Source organism: Virgibacillus xinjiangensis (assembly GCF_042643145.1).
Taxonomy (GTDB): Bacteria; Bacillota; Bacilli; order Bacillales; family Amphibacillaceae; genus Virgibacillus_O; species Virgibacillus_O xinjiangensis.
In genome coordinates, this window is record NZ_JBHRSA010000043.1 from 1 (window position 1) to 13,658 (window position 13,658).

The following is a 13,658-nucleotide window of genomic DNA, read 5'->3' on the forward strand; positions in this document are numbered from 1 at the left end:
CACTGTATTTTTCCATAAACCTAACCCCCATAAATTATTTTTACTCTAACTTATGGGGGTCAGGTCACACCCGCTCACTCAGGCCGCGCCGCCGCCCACTCGGGCCCCAGCATGCCCCTCGCAGCATCCACCATTACCCCCTCTCCCTGATCCACAGAGCCACTTGCAAAATAAGGGCGTCTTCGAAGTTTCTTGGATCATGGCCGGTTTCTTCGGCGATTTTATGGATGCGGTAGATTAAGGTGTTGCGGTGTACATATAATGCATCCGCCGTTTTCTGGAGGTTGAGGTTGTGGCGGAAGAACATGTCGAGTGTCCGGGCGGCGGATTCGCTGAGGTGGGGGAGGACACGCCTGGAAAATCGGCTGGCCATTTTCTTGTCGAGCTGATGGATCAGGGCTTTTACTTCCATTTGTGTAAATGGAATGATTTCCTTTTCCGGACTGCTCAACCTTAATGCAAGATCACAGTCGAGATAGGATTGATGGAAACCTTCGATGTTGGTGAATGGCAGGCTGTAGGACAGGCGGAATGGGATGCCCAGGTCGTGGAGGGTTTCCTGGATGGGCGTGATAAAGGTTCCGGCCGTAACTTTGTCCATGTCGGTGATCCCGATGAACAGGCGATGGACGCTGATGAAGCCGGCCAGGCATGTGTCGGTGCCGACAGCTGTTTCCAGGCGTTCGATCAGGGTCCGGTTGGTGACGGCCCAGTCGGAGACCTCAATCAGGATGCTCATGAAGGGAGCGGTGAGCTGGAAATCCAGGCGGCTGAGGCCGCGTTCGATATCACTGTAGGAAGGTTGTTTGCTGAGCAGCTGCTCGATCACCATTTCTGTGGTGCGCTGCTTCCATTCCATTTGGGAGGCGATATCTTCCTGCTTGATCATCAGCTCGGTCGTCATTTTGACCAATGCCCCGATGTCCTCCATTTCAGCAGGGTCGCCGGTGATGCCGATGACCCCGATGATGTTTTCTTTGAAGAGGATGGGCAGGTTGATCCCAGGCTGTGCGCCTTCCCAGTCCGCACTGTCACCTGGATGGATCAGGAGCGGCTCGCCGCTGTCGAGCACATGCAGGGCCCCTTCATGCAGGCTGTCGATCCGGGAATTGTCCCTGGTGGCAATGATCCTGCCGTCGACATCCATGATATTGATATTGCGGTGAATCCGCTTCGATGTTTCCCTCACAATCGCCCGTGCAATCTTCCTCGTCAGCATGTTCTCCAGCTCCTTTGTTTAACGTGACTAAATATGGAATCATATCGCCTGATAATTTTATATGGTATAACCATAGCCAAATTTCGTCAACTTTCATATAATTGACACATCGCTAAAATGAAAACGTTTACGGAGGAGGGGTTGGATGAAGATCGTGATTGCACCGGACTCATTCAAAGGCAGCTTGACTGCAGTGGAAGCAGCGGACGCAATCCGGAAGGGAATCCGGAAAGCCATACCGGATGCTGAGGCAGTATGCTTGCCGGTAGCAGACGGTGGTGAAGGGACGATGGAAACGCTCGTGACCGCGACCAGCGGAGAAGTGCGCAAGGTGCTCGTCACCGGGCCGCTCGGCAATGATGTGGAAGCGGAATACGGTGTGCTCGGGGACGGCAGGACCTGTGTGATTGAAATGGCCACGGCGTCCGGGCTTGCGTTGATTCCTGAGGGAGAGCTTTCACCCCTTCAGGCGACTACCTATGGCACCGGCCAGCTGATCAAGCATGCACTCGATGCTGGCTATGACTCATTCATCCTGGCGATCGGCGGGTCTGCGACGAACGATGCCGGTGCGGGAATGCTGCAGGCATTGGGAGCAAGACTCCTGGATGAGCAGAAGCAGGAGATCGGCTTTGGCGGTGGTGAACTGGGCAAAATAGCGGAAATCGACTTGAGCCAGTTTGACAAACGCATCGAGAACAGCAGCTTCCTGATTGCGTCGGATGTGCAGAATCCGCTGGTCGGTCCGGAGGGAGCATCCCATATTTTCGGACCGCAAAAAGGTGCAACGCCAGACGATGTCGTCCTGCTGGACAAAAGTCTCACCCACTGGGCAGATGTGGTGGAGAAGACGCTCGGTGTCCGGCTGCATGATCAGGCCGGAGCTGGAGCAGCTGGCGGAATCGGCGGGGCATTCCAAGCCTTTTTCCCGGGGGAGATGAAGCGTGGAATCGATGTGGTGCTGGAATATAGCGGACTGCGGAATCATCTGCCGGGTGCCGACTTGGTGATCACAGGTGAAGGAAAGGTCGATCATCAGACTTCCTCAGGAAAGACGCCGCTCGGGGTAGCGCAGGCGGCCTTTGAGCAGGAAGTACCGACCATCATCATCGCGGGTTCAATCGGCGATGGGGTGGAGGCCTTGTATGAATACGGGGTGCTGAGCATCCACAGCCTCGTCAAGGAGCCGCTGCCACTGGAAGAGATCATGGCGAGGTCTGCTGAACTATTGGAGTTTTGTACGGAACAGGTGATACGGACACATATCCATCATATCAAACAAGGGGGTCCTTCCTATGCGGATCAAAGATACGATTGAGAAAGTGCCGGGCGGACTGATGGTCATTCCGCTCCTATTGGGGGCGACGTTGAACACGGTCGACCAGATGCATATTCCGGCGGTCATGAAAGGTTTGGAGTTTTTGGGAGCACCCCAGACCGAAGAGGGGTATTATGAGTTTCTCCGAATCGGAGGATTCTCGCAGGAACTGTTCAAAGACAGTGCACTTGTACTGATTGCCTTATTCCTATTCTGTGTGGGCAGCCAGATGAATTTGAAGGTAGGGGGCAAGGCACTGAAAAAAGGTGCATTGATCACGACATCGAAATACCTGACAGGACTCGCTGTCGGGATGGCGTTCGGTTATTTCTTCGACCCGATGAGCGGGTTGTTCGGCCTGTCTACCTTGGCGATCATCGCTGGGATGACCAACAGTAACAGCGGCATGTTTGCAGCGCTCACCGGACAGTATGGCAACCGTTCAGATGTCGGCGGCCTGTCGATCCTGGCCATCAATGACGGCCCGTTCTTGACATTGCTTGCTTTGGGGATTTTAGGAACCGCTTTCCCAGCAATTTCGTTCATAGCGGTATTGCTGCCGATCGGCATCGGTATGCTTTTAGGAAACCTTGATCCGAAAATCCGTGAATTCCTGAAGCCGGGAGAAGCAATCACGATTCCATTTTTCGCCTTTTCCTTGGGTGCCGGGATGAACCTGGCAAACTTCTTCAATCCGGACGTGCTGGCAGGCGGGCTGACGCTTGCGGCGTTGACCTTCTTCCTGACCGGGATTACTGGTATTCTGGCCTTCAAACTGTTCCGGGAGAAAAGTGTCATCGCACCGATTGCCGAGGCATCTACAGCTGGTAATGCCGCTGCGACACCAGCAGCCGTAGCCGCAGCAGCAGCGACTGCCGCCAGTTCCGGGGCAATGACGGCGGCGGAATATGAAGCAATCCAGGCGATAGTGCCGATCGCTACCGCGCAAATTTCGATATCGACGATTACGACGGCATTGCTTTGTCCAGTCGGCGTCATCCTGGTCGACCGCTATCAACGCAAGCGGGGAATCGATGCCACCAAGGATGAAGTCGAAACAGAGGAAGTGCCGGTGGAACAGCGAAAAGAAGCAGCAGCCAATTGATGGATCCGCTTACCCTTCTCTTAGCAGAGGGGTAGGCGTCCTTGTCTTTATCCTATATACAACGAGAGCGGAGGTTGAATCATGCAAACAGAATTATTATATGGAAAAGAAAATCTATCCCTGAACTTGCCGGACGATACGCTTGTCATCGAGCCGAAAAACCTGCCGAAGATGGCGGACGAAATGGAGGCCATCCGGGAAGCGCTCAGGAATCCGATCGGTGCCAAGCCGTTGAAGGAATCGGTGAAGTCGACGGACACCGTATCGATCGTGATCAGTGATATCACCAGGCCGACACCGAACCATATCATGGTGCCGCTGTTGATCGAAGAGCTGGACCATGTGCCGCTCGAGAATTTTGTGATCATCAATGGAACCGGCACCCACCGGGACCAGACGCGGGAGGAGTTTGTCCAGATGCTCGGATCCTGGGTGGTCGACAATGTGCGCATCATCAACAACCACTGCCATGACAAAGAAACATTGGTGAACTTGGGGCAAAGTAGCTTCGGCTGTGATGTCTATTTGAACAAGGATTATGTGGAATCCGATTTCCGCATTGTCACCGGCTTCATCGAGCCGCATTTCTTCGCAGGTTTTTCCGGCGGGCCAAAGGGGATCATGCCGGGGATTGCCGGGATTGAGACGATCATGACCTTCCATAATGCCCGCATGATCGGTGATCCGCTCTCCACATGGGGAAACATGGTCGATAATCCGGTCCAGGATATGACGCGCGAGATCAACGGCATGTGCAAACCGGATTTCATGCTGAATGTCTGTCTCAACCGGGAAAAGGAGATCACCAATGTATTCGCCGGCGAGCTGTATGAAGCACATGACAAGGGATGCGAGTTTGTCCGGGATCATGCGATGTTCCGCTGTGACGAGCGTTTTGATGTCGTGATCACCTCCAACTCTGGCTATCCGCTCGATCAGAATCTGTACCAGGCGGTCAAAGGGATGAGCGCCGCCCATAAAATCGTGAAAGAAGGCGGCTCGATCATTGTCGCCTCTGAATGTTCGGACGGCCTGCCGGACCATGGCAACTATGCCAAGATTTTCGAAATGGCCGACACACCACAAGAGTTGCTCGACCTGATCAATAACCCGGAATTCAAGATGTTCGACCAGTGGCAGGTACAGAAGCAGGCAGTCATCCAGGTCTGGGCCGATGTCTATGTGTATTCCAAGCTGAGCGAGGAGCAGGTGCGCAATACCATGCTCAAGCCGAGCGATGATATCGAGCAGACGATAGAAGAATTGAAGAAGAAATACGGCGAGAATCTACGGGTTGCAGTCATGCCGCTCGGACCGCTGACCATTCCATTTGTCGAGGAAAGTGTCGGTGTCGGGTGACTGGCCGTGGGACAGTAGTGTTGCTTTACCTGGATGGGCAGGATAAAATGAGGGATGGATCATGTGGACCATTCTGGGAGTGAATGTCTTGAAACAACGGAAACATCTAGGAATCTGCAACACTTGTGTTACGGCAAATGAGAAGCAGGAAGCATCAAAACAGAGATGGCTGCCGAAGATCTGTATCGGCCATGTCGCCATGGCGGCAGGCTTGATCTATATCTTGGTTTCGCAACTTTTGATGATATAGAACGAACGAAACAGCCTCTACCATTCAGGAGCGATTCCTGATAATATGGTAGAGGCTGTTTTTGCCATACATAAAGGTATGTGACGCACGGAGGAGATTGCATGAAAATAACCACCCAGGATTTATATCATGGCGCAGTGCTGACACAGATCACGGAACATGATTCGTTCAAGGCGTTGAATAAAGTGGATGAATTATATGGCCATTATTTGATCAATCATGATACACGTTTGTTTGTGAAGTATTTGACGAAGAACGCTTCCCCGTGGAATTTCCGGTTCCACCCGAGTGAATTGCAGTCCATTCAAAATGACCTCAACTCCTCGGCGAGGGTATTTATATGCCTGGTCTGCGGGGATGAAACGGTGTGTTGTCTGAGTGAGGAAGAGTTTTCGCCGCTGATCGATCTTGCTGATATCAACGGCCAGTCAATCATCGTGGAAGTTCCGCGCGGCGGATCGATGCATGTGAAGGGAAGCCAAGGCAAGCTTCCACGGACCATCCGGCACCGTGCTTTCCCGGATAAAATCTTTGTGGAAGTGGAAAACGCCATGACGATATAGTACGTAAAAAAGACGAAGCGCATGCTGGAATGCGGGCTTCGTCTTTTTCTACTGCTCTTCTCTATCTGAATCACCCTCCTGCGGGCTGATCACTTCGACTTCTATGCTGCCGCCTTTTTGCTCTGTTGGTTCTTCTTCTATCTTTTCATCCGCTTTCGAGCCGTCGGTGAAAACGAAAACCAGTGTGACGGCAAGCGCAAATAGTAGAACTACCAGGAATCCTCGCAGTTTCCGCATCTCTCCCCATTCCCCTTTTCCTTGTCTATGTAATATAATTGTAACAATTATAAGGAATTGTGTAAATATTACAATCGGCCAGTTATGGGTGACAGGGGGGGTTGCTTTGTCCGCTATTTTGATGGAATTTCAAGGGAACGTTACACTTGGCCAGGCACGGCGGTTCGCTCTTCACAGGAAGCTGATGCTTTATCGGATGGGGGGCGATGGAGGAAGAGTTTCCACGACAATCATGTTTTCTAGCAATTTTCTATTACAAATAGATGACATGTTAAACTGGCCAGTAAAATTGCTACAGGGGGAGAGGCAGATGAAAATGAAGAAACGTTATGGATGGGGCCTGATCGTTATCCTGATTGTGGGATATTTCGGCCCATCGGCATTCGGCGGATATTACTGGACGGAGCATGCGGCCATATGGGATACCTTTCCTAATCAATCGGGGGAAGTGGTCGCCGAGAAGGAATTTGGCACTAAAAAGCTGATCATATGGGATTCGGAGCCTCGGGATTATGTGAAGCTGATCGAGAAACATGCTGGATTGCTGTACCGCGCGGCCGATATTACGCCAATGGACGTGCAAGCAGCTAATGGAGATTTGCGGGTCACTTGGTCTGCAACGGAAATGGAAAGCGGTATGTATGAGGTGATCTTTGCTGCGGAAGTGCTTGATGAGGAAATAGAGAAAGTGATTGTCAGCAAAGAGGAAGAATCAAGGGAAAGCATTGTGTCATCCAATGAACGAGCAGCATCTGCGGAGAATGTGGTGGAGATAGAAGTGGAGAAAGGCTATGCCATCCACTACACCACGTTGCCAGCTGCTGAAACGGGTGACTTTGTGTTCCAGGGAATAGATGCAGGCCGGTGAGCTGTGTCCATACACGAAAAAAGCTCAGAATCAAGGATTCTGAGCTTCTGGTTAGCTGCCTGCAGGCACTGCCTCTTCAGACAATACGCTGTTCAATTTGCGGTAGTTCGTAGAAACCGAACTGAGTGAGACATGATATTCCTCGGCGATCTGCTTCTGGGAAGCGGGCTGTTTGAGGAATTTTTTCTGCACGAGGTAGTCCATGGCGGCCGCATAGGATTCGAGCTTTTTCAAGGTCGGATTTTCCTGGCGGCAATACTCGTGCCAGAGGCTGATGCCTTCAAGGATGAGTTCATCATCCATGTCCTTATCGACCATCTGGTCTGTGAACTGCTGGGCCACTTCCTCATGATTCGGCTTCGACCATTCGAAGCGATTCACACCGACGACAAGTGCCTCAGCGAGGAAGTCTGGGAAGTGATCAAGCAGTCCGCCTGTCTTCTCGGAATAATCGGTCAGGAGCTGTTTCAGCTTATCGCGGTCGGGACGATACAGTTTGATGATGGTGTGAAGGAAATAGTCATAGGTTCCGAATGACACAAGTGTACCAATGAGCAGTGTCCCTTCGACATAATCATCCGGGCTGATCGGCGTCTGATACGTCTTCTCGCTATGGATATCCCGTATGGTCGTCATCGAGCCGTCCTGCTGATTCGCCTCGACCACCTCGTAGACGGATGGCGCTGTCTCCGGCCAAACGGCCAGCTTGTCCTTGGCTGCCGGCGAAACAGATGCTGCATGGCGTTGGTAGAATTCCTGGTAGATAGTTTGGTAGTTTTTCAGTAGAGGAGCATGAAGGATGACCCACTGAACAAGCCCGGCGTCATAGAGATCTGCCGTCCCTTCATCCATATCAACCTGTTTATAGTGATCTATCTGGTGTTGGATAGCCTTCTGGTGCTTATTCGTGGAAAAAGATAGAAGATCCTCGTGGAATCGATTCAATTCAGCATCCAGCTTCTGCAGCCTGTCCGCCTTTTCCGCCTGAGGGGATCCGCAGCATTTCTTATGTTTCTTTCCGCTCCCGCATGGGCAGGGCTTATTTCTCTCAATCTTGCTCATAATCAGGCACCCCTTGCATATGTAGTTGCCTATTAATTATGCGGCAAAACAGGAGATTTCTCAAGTGTTGCCTTTTTTGAGGGGGATGAGGAGGGGATTGTTGCGGCCTGAGTGGAGGGTGCTGGGGCTCGAGTGAGCGGTGGTGAGGCCCGAGTGGGAGGTGCTGGCGCCCGAGTGGCGGGAACTGCGGCACGAGTGAGAGGAGCTGTGGCCTGAGTGAGAGGAGCTGTGGCCTGAGCGGTGGATGCTGTCGCCCGAGCTAGGGCGAGTTTTGTCGAATGAATATATGGTATTTTTTTCCATAAGCTACTTACATTTTGTTCAATACTGTAGTACGATAAGTTCGCATCCAAACGGGGTGCGGACTTATTTTTTTATAAAAATTATAAACAGATAGGCGGTTATGAGGCGATGCAAGTGATCTATTTGAGCAAGGTGCCGGTGCTGACGAATGTGATGGACAGGTTGGAAGAGCAGAGGGATGTCGGGGTGCTGGAGGCCTTGGAATATACGGTGGATGCTTTGGAGCAACTGCTGGAGCGGAAGCCGGATGTTGTGGTGTGGAATACGGAGGAAACTTCGCCTCTGGAAGTGCAGGCATTGATTACGGAGCTCAAGGAACGAAAATCCGGGATGGCTGTCATTTTGCTGACTGCGCCGCTTGGGGAGGATGAATTCCTCGATCATTTGACCATCAAGGCTAACGGACTGATCTGCCGGGATGAGCATGTGGCAGAGGAGACGGTCAAGGCTGTGCAGGCGGTCCGGGAGGGCGGATTCGTCATGCCAAAACGTAATTTGGATGGCTTCATCCAGCAGTTGAAAGAGTTGGAGGAAACAGAAATTCGAGGCGCTCGTGTGGGGGAAGAACAGAATGGATAGGTTCATCAATGGGTTGCTGCTGCTTTCTGGAAGTCTGGCTGTCATTCCGTTGCTTTTCCTATGGTCTCCATATGTCACGGTCGCAATACTGTTGATCGGTGTAGCCATACTCAAGTGGAAATACCCCGAACTGAAGGGGGCGGCGGGCGAGCGGTATGTGAACCGCCTGTTGAACAAGCTGGGTGAGGAATATACCGTGTTTGATGATCTCTATGTACCGAATGGAGATAAGGGAATGACCCAGGTGGATCATGTGGTGACGTCTCCATACGGAATTTTCGTGATTGAGACGAAACACTATGATGGCTGGATTTTTGGCGGGGAAAAGCAGCAGTACTGGACACAGGTGATTTATCAGCGGAAGGAGCGGCTGTATAATCCGATTCGCCAGAATGCTGGGCATATTCAGGCGTTAAGAGATTTTCTCGGAAAAGAGGGAAAATGGTTCCATTCCATTATCGCCTTTTCGCGAAGTTCGACCTTGAAATTCAAGCAAGAATTTGTAGCCGCAAGGGTTATACAGTTTCCTGAATTGGTAAAAATAATACGAGAACAAGGGGAAGCGAGGATGATCAATGATTCCGATTTGCAGGAAATCAACCACATGCTTGATGGTCTGGTCATCCAAGATAAGAAGGAAAAGCGGAAGGTCCGGAAGCAGCACGTCGCAGAGCTGAAGGCCAGGCAGAAAGAGAAGGCACGGACAGAGAAAGACAGGCTCAAGCAGAATCTGTGTCCGAAATGCGGCGGGAGCCTGACACGCCGCAAAGGCAAACACGGCGCATTCGACGGCTGCAGCAATTTCCCGAAATGCAGGTATACAAAAAAGGCTTCGTAATGAGGATTTTTAATCCCATAAAGGGGCCGAGAATGGGCATTCGAGCGGCCTTTTCAAATATTGTCGAAGGGTTTTCTTCGTTTATTCCTTGCACTTTGTTCAAAAATAAGCGAACAGATGTTATACTCTATCAAGGAATTGTAATAATAAAGTACAATTCTCCATAAATGAAGGATGTTATAAAATGACCAATAGGACAGTGGAATCTGTCATCGCCAGTTCTGTGGGAAAACTGTTGCGAGATCATTTCGGGAAGGGGCCGGAAGCCGTATTTGTTACGGTGGCCAAGCCTTTCATCACGATTTATCTGCGCAATTTCATGGCCCCAATGGAAAAGGTGCTGCTGGATAAGGACAATGATATAAAAGTGCAGGATACCCGGGATGTACTGATGGAAAAACTCCTTCCAGAAATCAATACAATCTTGTCGTCCGAAACGGGTGAAAGAATCGATCATATCTATTATGACTGGGCGCTCCCGAATCACAGTGGGGTGATTTTTGCAGAGATGGATATGGAAACTCCTGTAAACCAGGTGGATTATGATTATCCGGCCCGCGCAACGGTCCATCAGGAGATCGATCGAATTACCAGGGAGGCACAAAAGCCGCCACATAACCTGAAGTCGTTCATGCTGAATACACGGACATTATTCACCAGACGCGAGGATATTCTCGTGATGATCGAGCGTGAGCTGATCGAGAATGGATTCGAGGAAGAGCTCCGCCTGGCTAAACGCAGGCTGGAGAAAAGGCTGCTGAATATAGATTTATTGGAAACAGAGCTCGGTCAGAAAATCGAGGATGTATTCGTAGATTGGAATTTCGATAATGATACAGGATATATGATATTCATCCTGAAATAAAAATAGAGAATTGGCGGGAATAACCGGACAATAGTGCCGGGATATAAGCCGAAAAGGGATAGATGACACCCCTTTTCGGCTTTTTTTATTGCCTGGGCATAAAGCACTAAGACTAATAGAGCGGGAGATCCCGAGTACACAACGGGAGTCGACCCTTCCGCGTGCTTTTAGGGCATTTGGAATACGAGAGAGGTGATTGAATGTATAAAATCATTGCCAAGGGAGGCAGCCAAGCAGAGATCTATTTGGCCTCCGAAGGAAACGTGATTTTATTTGAAACACTGGAAGAAGCCGAACAGTTCCTGAAGCAGGTTGAAGATGGAAAAAACCTGCCCAAAAACTATGAATGGGTTATTGTGCAAGCATAATTTCCCAAGCAGGGAAGATAGGTGTTAATCAGGCAGCACAACTGCTGCCCGGCATGCCTGGGATGGGACGAGAAGGCGTCAAAAGGTGAACATAGCCACTCACTGGAACCTTATTAGAATCGGTTGAAAAAAGAATAGGAACAATGGATGGAGAGAAGCGGCCAGCAAATGATCAGCTTCTCTATTTTTGCTGTGCTTGCTGAACATAAAAGGATCATGATCACATTCCTTTTTCTGTGCATATGTTAGAGAAAAAGTGGAGGTATCATGATGTATAACTACCCGTATTATTATCCAGTCCCAACCCCTTTGCCTGTTTATCCATATGGGCCGTCTCAAGATATGCGTCAGCAAGCGAATGCCCAGCAAATTATGCAGCGACTTCGTACAGAACATAGCAATTTATATTCCCAGCTACAGCAAGCTGGAATGAACAGGCAATTGATCGAATACGCATTTTTCTTCATCGTGAATTACACGCTTAACCAAGCGAATACGAATCAATCGGCCGCGCAGATCTATCAGCAATTCCAAAGACAGGTACCATGGTTTGCCTTGTTGTTCACGCAACTCAATGTACCAAGAAATCTTATGGACCGCGTACTGACTCGTGTCATTGAAATTGTTTTGGAGATGCTCCAGGAAGATACTCCCGGCCCCGGTGGTGGATGGCAAGGCTGGGAAAGCTTAGGAGGAGTATTGACATCAGCTCCTGCCGTTTCCTCTTGGCAAAATAACCGACTCGATGTATTCGCTCGTGGTACGGACGATGCACTTTATCATATTTGGTGGAATGGCAGCAGTTGGAGTGGCTGGGAAAGTCTTGGTGGAGTGTTGACGTCCCCTCCAGCAGCCGTTTCTTGGGGACCGAACCGGATCGATGTGTTTGTTCGTGGAACAGACAATGCACTTTATCATAGATGGTGGGACGGCAACAGTTGGAGTGGTTGGGAAAGCCTTGGCGGAGTGCTGACGAGTGGTCCGGCAGCCTCTTCTCGCAGAAACAACCAGATTGACGTTTTTGCAAGAGGCGCTGGGAACCGACTTTATAAACGGACATGGAATGGCTCACGCTGGGAAGAGTGGGAAGATCTTGGTGGTACATTGACCTCAGAACCAGCCGCTGTTTCTTGGGGGCCGAATCGAATCGATGTGTTTGCCAGGGGACAGAATAACAACCTCATCCATCGATGGTGGAATGGGAGGACGTGGAGTAATTGGGAAAACCTGGGCGGAACCTTAACAAGTGCCCCTGCGGTATCCTCCAGACGTCCGAACCGCTTAGAAGTCTTTGCAAGAGGTACAGGAAACCGGCTGTACCGAAGAGAATGGAACGGCAGCCGCTGGGGAGGATGGCAGAACATCGGTGGCAGCTTGACCTCGGCACCTGCCGCTGTCTCTTGGGGGCCAAACCGTACCGATGTGTTTGCGAGAGGAAATAACCAGGACCTTATCCATTTATGGCAAGGACAGTAAAGTGATAGAGAGGGTTTGAGTGTGATCTCAAATCCTTTTTTTCATATCTAGAAGAGGGCCAAAAAATCAAATGCATGTAGTTTTTCACAGCATATGATCAACTGATCAGCAATTACAGATCATCACCACATTTCCGTCAGGGTCTTTGATATTAAACCAAGCGGTATCTCCTGCCCATTCTATTTCTCTCACAATATCTATCCCTTTGTCTTTAATATATTCATATGCTTCTTCAATGGTTGGAGCATATAAATTAAAAATGGGATTGGCACTTGGACTGTGTGTGAACGCAGGAGCAAAGGTGTGGTCATCCAACGTCAGGGAAGTTGTCCCTGTTATGGGGATGTTGAAGACAGGTGAAGTCACTTGGTCCAAGTCAATATCCAGGCCTAATAAGTCAGTGTACCATTTTGCTGATTCTTTTAAATTTGTAACATGGACAAACACGCCATTCATCTGGTTTTTTATAGGTGGCTTTTTTGTCATTTTATTGATACCTCTTTCTTTTATCATCAACGTTCGAAAAACATTGGGAGACATAAAAAGCAGATGATTCTTTGACTCTTACCTATTCTGCCTCTTTACTTCTATAAGTAATGGCCATTCTCCTTCTTTGTATCCAAGCCGCCAGTATTGCTGTCGCCGCCACATTAATGTACACCGCTCCCGTGTTTGTCCTTCTAATCTCCTTTCTATTGCGAATGGAACGTTCGACATGGTTGAAATGGGGATGCATTTCCAGTGTGCTGATAGGGATTGTCCTGCTTACAGGCGCCTACAGCCCTGATTCGATTTCCGTAAGTTTACTAGGAGCTTCGGCAGGTCTTGCTGCGGGTCTTTCCTATGCATTGTTCATCTTCGGGTTTAAAAATGCCTCTTCGATCGGAAAGCCGCAGACTACGCTAACCATCGCCTTTTTTTCATTTTGTCTGATCCTTTTTCTGGTGGTAGACAGGGAAGAAGCAGTTAGCGTCATGACGTCGAACGACATCGGGTGGTTTCTTCTGTTAGGGGGGGTGGGTGCTGGAATTTCATTTATATTATACGTGATTGGTATTCGACGGACGACTCCCGCCACTGCTTCGATGGTCGCCATGGTCGAGCCGGTGACAGCTTCATTATTCGGCGTTCTGCTGATGGGAGATCATTTGACCATCATCCAACTTTTTGGAATGGTACTTATCTTGGTGACGGTGTCCATACTTAGTGTGAAGCAGTCTGACTGAGAAAGTTCGTGCTTTCATCCAG

15 protein-coding genes and 1 pseudogene are annotated in these 13,658 nt (G+C 50.0%); 12 read left to right on the forward strand and 4 right to left on the reverse strand.

Annotation, left to right across the window (positions count from 1 at the left end; genetic code table 11):
* Positions 1 to 133 precede the first annotated feature (133 nt).
* Positions 134 to 1,219: a CdaR family transcriptional regulator gene (locus ACFOGI_RS11020; RefSeq protein ID WP_390272359.1), complete on the reverse strand. Its 1,086-nt coding sequence runs from the start codon at positions 1,217 to 1,219 to the stop codon at positions 134 to 136.
* A gap of 145 nt (positions 1,220 to 1,364) precedes the next feature.
* Between ACFOGI_RS11020 and ACFOGI_RS11025 the strand changes: the two genes are divergently transcribed.
* The 5 genes from ACFOGI_RS11025 to ACFOGI_RS11045 all read left to right on the forward strand — a co-directional run bounded on the left by ACFOGI_RS11025 (position 1,365) and on the right by ACFOGI_RS11045 (position 5,814).
* Positions 1,365 to 2,537, forward strand: coding sequence for a glycerate kinase (locus ACFOGI_RS11025; RefSeq protein WP_390272362.1), 1,173 nt, complete (start codon positions 1,365 to 1,367; stop codon positions 2,535 to 2,537).
* Positions 2,515 to 3,642, forward strand: a complete 1,128-nt coding sequence (locus ACFOGI_RS11030; RefSeq protein ID WP_390272364.1) for a 2-keto-3-deoxygluconate permease — start codon at positions 2,515 to 2,517, stop codon at positions 3,640 to 3,642. The genes ACFOGI_RS11025 and ACFOGI_RS11030 overlap by 23 nt, the downstream gene beginning before the upstream one ends.
* An 81-nt stretch (positions 3,643 to 3,723) precedes the next feature.
* Positions 3,724 to 5,001, forward strand: coding sequence for a nickel-dependent lactate racemase (gene larA, locus ACFOGI_RS11035; RefSeq protein ID WP_390272367.1), 1,278 nt, complete (start codon positions 3,724 to 3,726; stop codon positions 4,999 to 5,001).
* A gap of 61 nt (positions 5,002 to 5,062) precedes the next feature.
* The gene (locus ACFOGI_RS11040; protein WP_390272369.1) at positions 5,063 to 5,251 is read left to right on the forward strand and encodes a hypothetical protein; all 189 of its coding nucleotides are present in this window, start codon (positions 5,063 to 5,065) and stop codon (positions 5,249 to 5,251) included.
* A 101-nt stretch (positions 5,252 to 5,352) separates the two neighbouring features.
* Positions 5,353 to 5,814 carry a hypothetical protein gene (locus tag ACFOGI_RS11045; protein WP_390272371.1) on the forward strand — a complete coding sequence of 154 codons (462 nt, stop codon included), beginning with the start codon at positions 5,353 to 5,355 and terminating at the stop codon, positions 5,812 to 5,814.
* Between the two features lie 48 nt (positions 5,815 to 5,862).
* Here the strand turns inward: ACFOGI_RS11045 and ACFOGI_RS11050 are convergent, their stop codons facing one another.
* On the reverse strand, positions 5,863 to 6,051 hold the full coding sequence (locus ACFOGI_RS11050) for a hypothetical protein (RefSeq protein WP_390272374.1): 189 nt from the start codon (positions 6,049 to 6,051) through the stop codon (positions 5,863 to 5,865).
* A gap of 310 nt (positions 6,052 to 6,361) precedes the next feature.
* Between ACFOGI_RS11050 and ACFOGI_RS11055 the strand changes: the two genes are divergently transcribed.
* The gene (locus tag ACFOGI_RS11055) at positions 6,362 to 6,919 is read left to right on the forward strand and encodes a hypothetical protein (protein ID WP_390272376.1); all 558 of its coding nucleotides are present in this window, start codon (positions 6,362 to 6,364) and stop codon (positions 6,917 to 6,919) included.
* A 51-nt stretch (positions 6,920 to 6,970) separates the two neighbouring features.
* Here ACFOGI_RS11055 and ACFOGI_RS11060 read toward each other — a convergent pair whose 3' ends face one another.
* Positions 6,971 to 7,981, reverse strand: a complete 1,011-nt coding sequence (locus ACFOGI_RS11060; RefSeq protein ID WP_390272379.1) for a YecA family protein — start codon at positions 7,979 to 7,981, stop codon at positions 6,971 to 6,973.
* 411 nt (positions 7,982 to 8,392) lie between these two features.
* On the opposite strand from ACFOGI_RS11060, the gene ACFOGI_RS11065 reads away from it, so the two are divergent.
* The 5 genes from ACFOGI_RS11065 (at position 8,393) to ACFOGI_RS11085 (ending at position 12,410) form a co-directional block, all read left to right on the forward strand.
* Positions 8,393 to 8,863, forward strand: coding sequence for a hypothetical protein (locus ACFOGI_RS11065; protein ID WP_390272381.1), 471 nt, complete (start codon positions 8,393 to 8,395; stop codon positions 8,861 to 8,863).
* A complete protein-coding gene (locus ACFOGI_RS11070; protein ID WP_390272383.1) occupies positions 8,856 to 9,701 on the forward strand; it encodes an NERD domain-containing protein in 846 nt (281 codons plus the stop codon). Before ACFOGI_RS11065 ends, ACFOGI_RS11070 begins: the two co-directional genes overlap by 8 nt.
* A 184-nt stretch (positions 9,702 to 9,885) precedes the next feature.
* Positions 9,886 to 10,566 carry a Na-translocating system protein MpsC family protein gene (locus ACFOGI_RS11075; protein ID WP_390272385.1) on the forward strand — a complete coding sequence of 227 codons (681 nt, stop codon included), beginning with the start codon at positions 9,886 to 9,888 and terminating at the stop codon, positions 10,564 to 10,566.
* 200 nt (positions 10,567 to 10,766) lie between these two features.
* Positions 10,767 to 10,934: a hypothetical protein gene (locus tag ACFOGI_RS11080; protein WP_390272387.1), complete on the forward strand. Its 168-nt coding sequence runs from the start codon at positions 10,767 to 10,769 to the stop codon at positions 10,932 to 10,934.
* A 270-nt stretch (positions 10,935 to 11,204) separates the two neighbouring features.
* Complete coding sequence (locus ACFOGI_RS11085) at positions 11,205 to 12,410, forward strand: sialidase (RefSeq protein WP_390272389.1); 1,206 nt, start codon at positions 11,205 to 11,207, stop codon at positions 12,408 to 12,410.
* Between the two features lie 105 nt (positions 12,411 to 12,515).
* On the opposite strand, the gene ACFOGI_RS11090 is transcribed toward ACFOGI_RS11085, so the two are convergent.
* Complete coding sequence (locus ACFOGI_RS11090; RefSeq protein WP_390272392.1) at positions 12,516 to 12,896, reverse strand: VOC family protein; 381 nt, start codon at positions 12,894 to 12,896, stop codon at positions 12,516 to 12,518.
* Between the two features lie 125 nt (positions 12,897 to 13,021).
* Here ACFOGI_RS11090 and ACFOGI_RS11095 point away from each other — a divergent pair.
* Positions 13,022 to 13,636 (forward strand): annotated as a pseudogene (locus tag ACFOGI_RS11095) (DMT family transporter); the annotation flags it as partial.
* Positions 13,637 to 13,658: the final 22 nt, after the last annotated feature.

Excerpts from the sequence above, each read along its gene's own strand:
- ACFOGI_RS11060 (WP_390272379.1), bottom strand. The coding sequence starts at position 7,981 with ATGAGCAAGATTGAGAGAAATAAGCCCTGCCCATGCGGGAGCGGAAAG.
- ACFOGI_RS11085 (WP_390272389.1), top strand. The coding sequence starts at position 11,205 with ATGTATAACTACCCGTATTATTATCCAGTCCCAACCCCTTTGCCTGTT.
- ACFOGI_RS11070 (WP_390272383.1), top strand. The coding sequence starts at position 8,856 with ATGGATAGGTTCATCAATGGGTTGCTGCTGCTTTCTGGAAGTCTGGCT.
- ACFOGI_RS11020 (WP_390272359.1), bottom strand. The coding sequence starts at position 1,219 with ATGCTGACGAGGAAGATTGCACGGGCGATTGTGAGGGAAACATCGAAG.
- ACFOGI_RS11090 (WP_390272392.1), bottom strand. The coding sequence starts at position 12,896 with ATGACAAAAAAGCCACCTATAAAAAACCAGATGAATGGCGTGTTTGTC.
- ACFOGI_RS11055 (WP_390272376.1), top strand. The coding sequence starts at position 6,362 with ATGAAAATGAAGAAACGTTATGGATGGGGCCTGATCGTTATCCTGATT.
- ACFOGI_RS11075 (WP_390272385.1), top strand. The coding sequence starts at position 9,886 with ATGACCAATAGGACAGTGGAATCTGTCATCGCCAGTTCTGTGGGAAAA.
- larA (WP_390272367.1), top strand. The coding sequence starts at position 3,724 with ATGCAAACAGAATTATTATATGGAAAAGAAAATCTATCCCTGAACTTG.
- ACFOGI_RS11050 (WP_390272374.1), bottom strand. The coding sequence starts at position 6,051 with ATGCGGAAACTGCGAGGATTCCTGGTAGTTCTACTATTTGCGCTTGCC.
- ACFOGI_RS11025 (WP_390272362.1), top strand. The coding sequence starts at position 1,365 with ATGAAGATCGTGATTGCACCGGACTCATTCAAAGGCAGCTTGACTGCA.
- ACFOGI_RS11030 (WP_390272364.1), top strand. The coding sequence starts at position 2,515 with ATGCGGATCAAAGATACGATTGAGAAAGTGCCGGGCGGACTGATGGTC.
- ACFOGI_RS11045 (WP_390272371.1), top strand. The coding sequence starts at position 5,353 with ATGAAAATAACCACCCAGGATTTATATCATGGCGCAGTGCTGACACAG.
- ACFOGI_RS11065 (WP_390272381.1), top strand. The coding sequence starts at position 8,393 with ATGCAAGTGATCTATTTGAGCAAGGTGCCGGTGCTGACGAATGTGATG.
- ACFOGI_RS11080 (WP_390272387.1), top strand. The coding sequence starts at position 10,767 with ATGTATAAAATCATTGCCAAGGGAGGCAGCCAAGCAGAGATCTATTTG.
- ACFOGI_RS11040 (WP_390272369.1), top strand. The coding sequence starts at position 5,063 with ATGTGGACCATTCTGGGAGTGAATGTCTTGAAACAACGGAAACATCTA.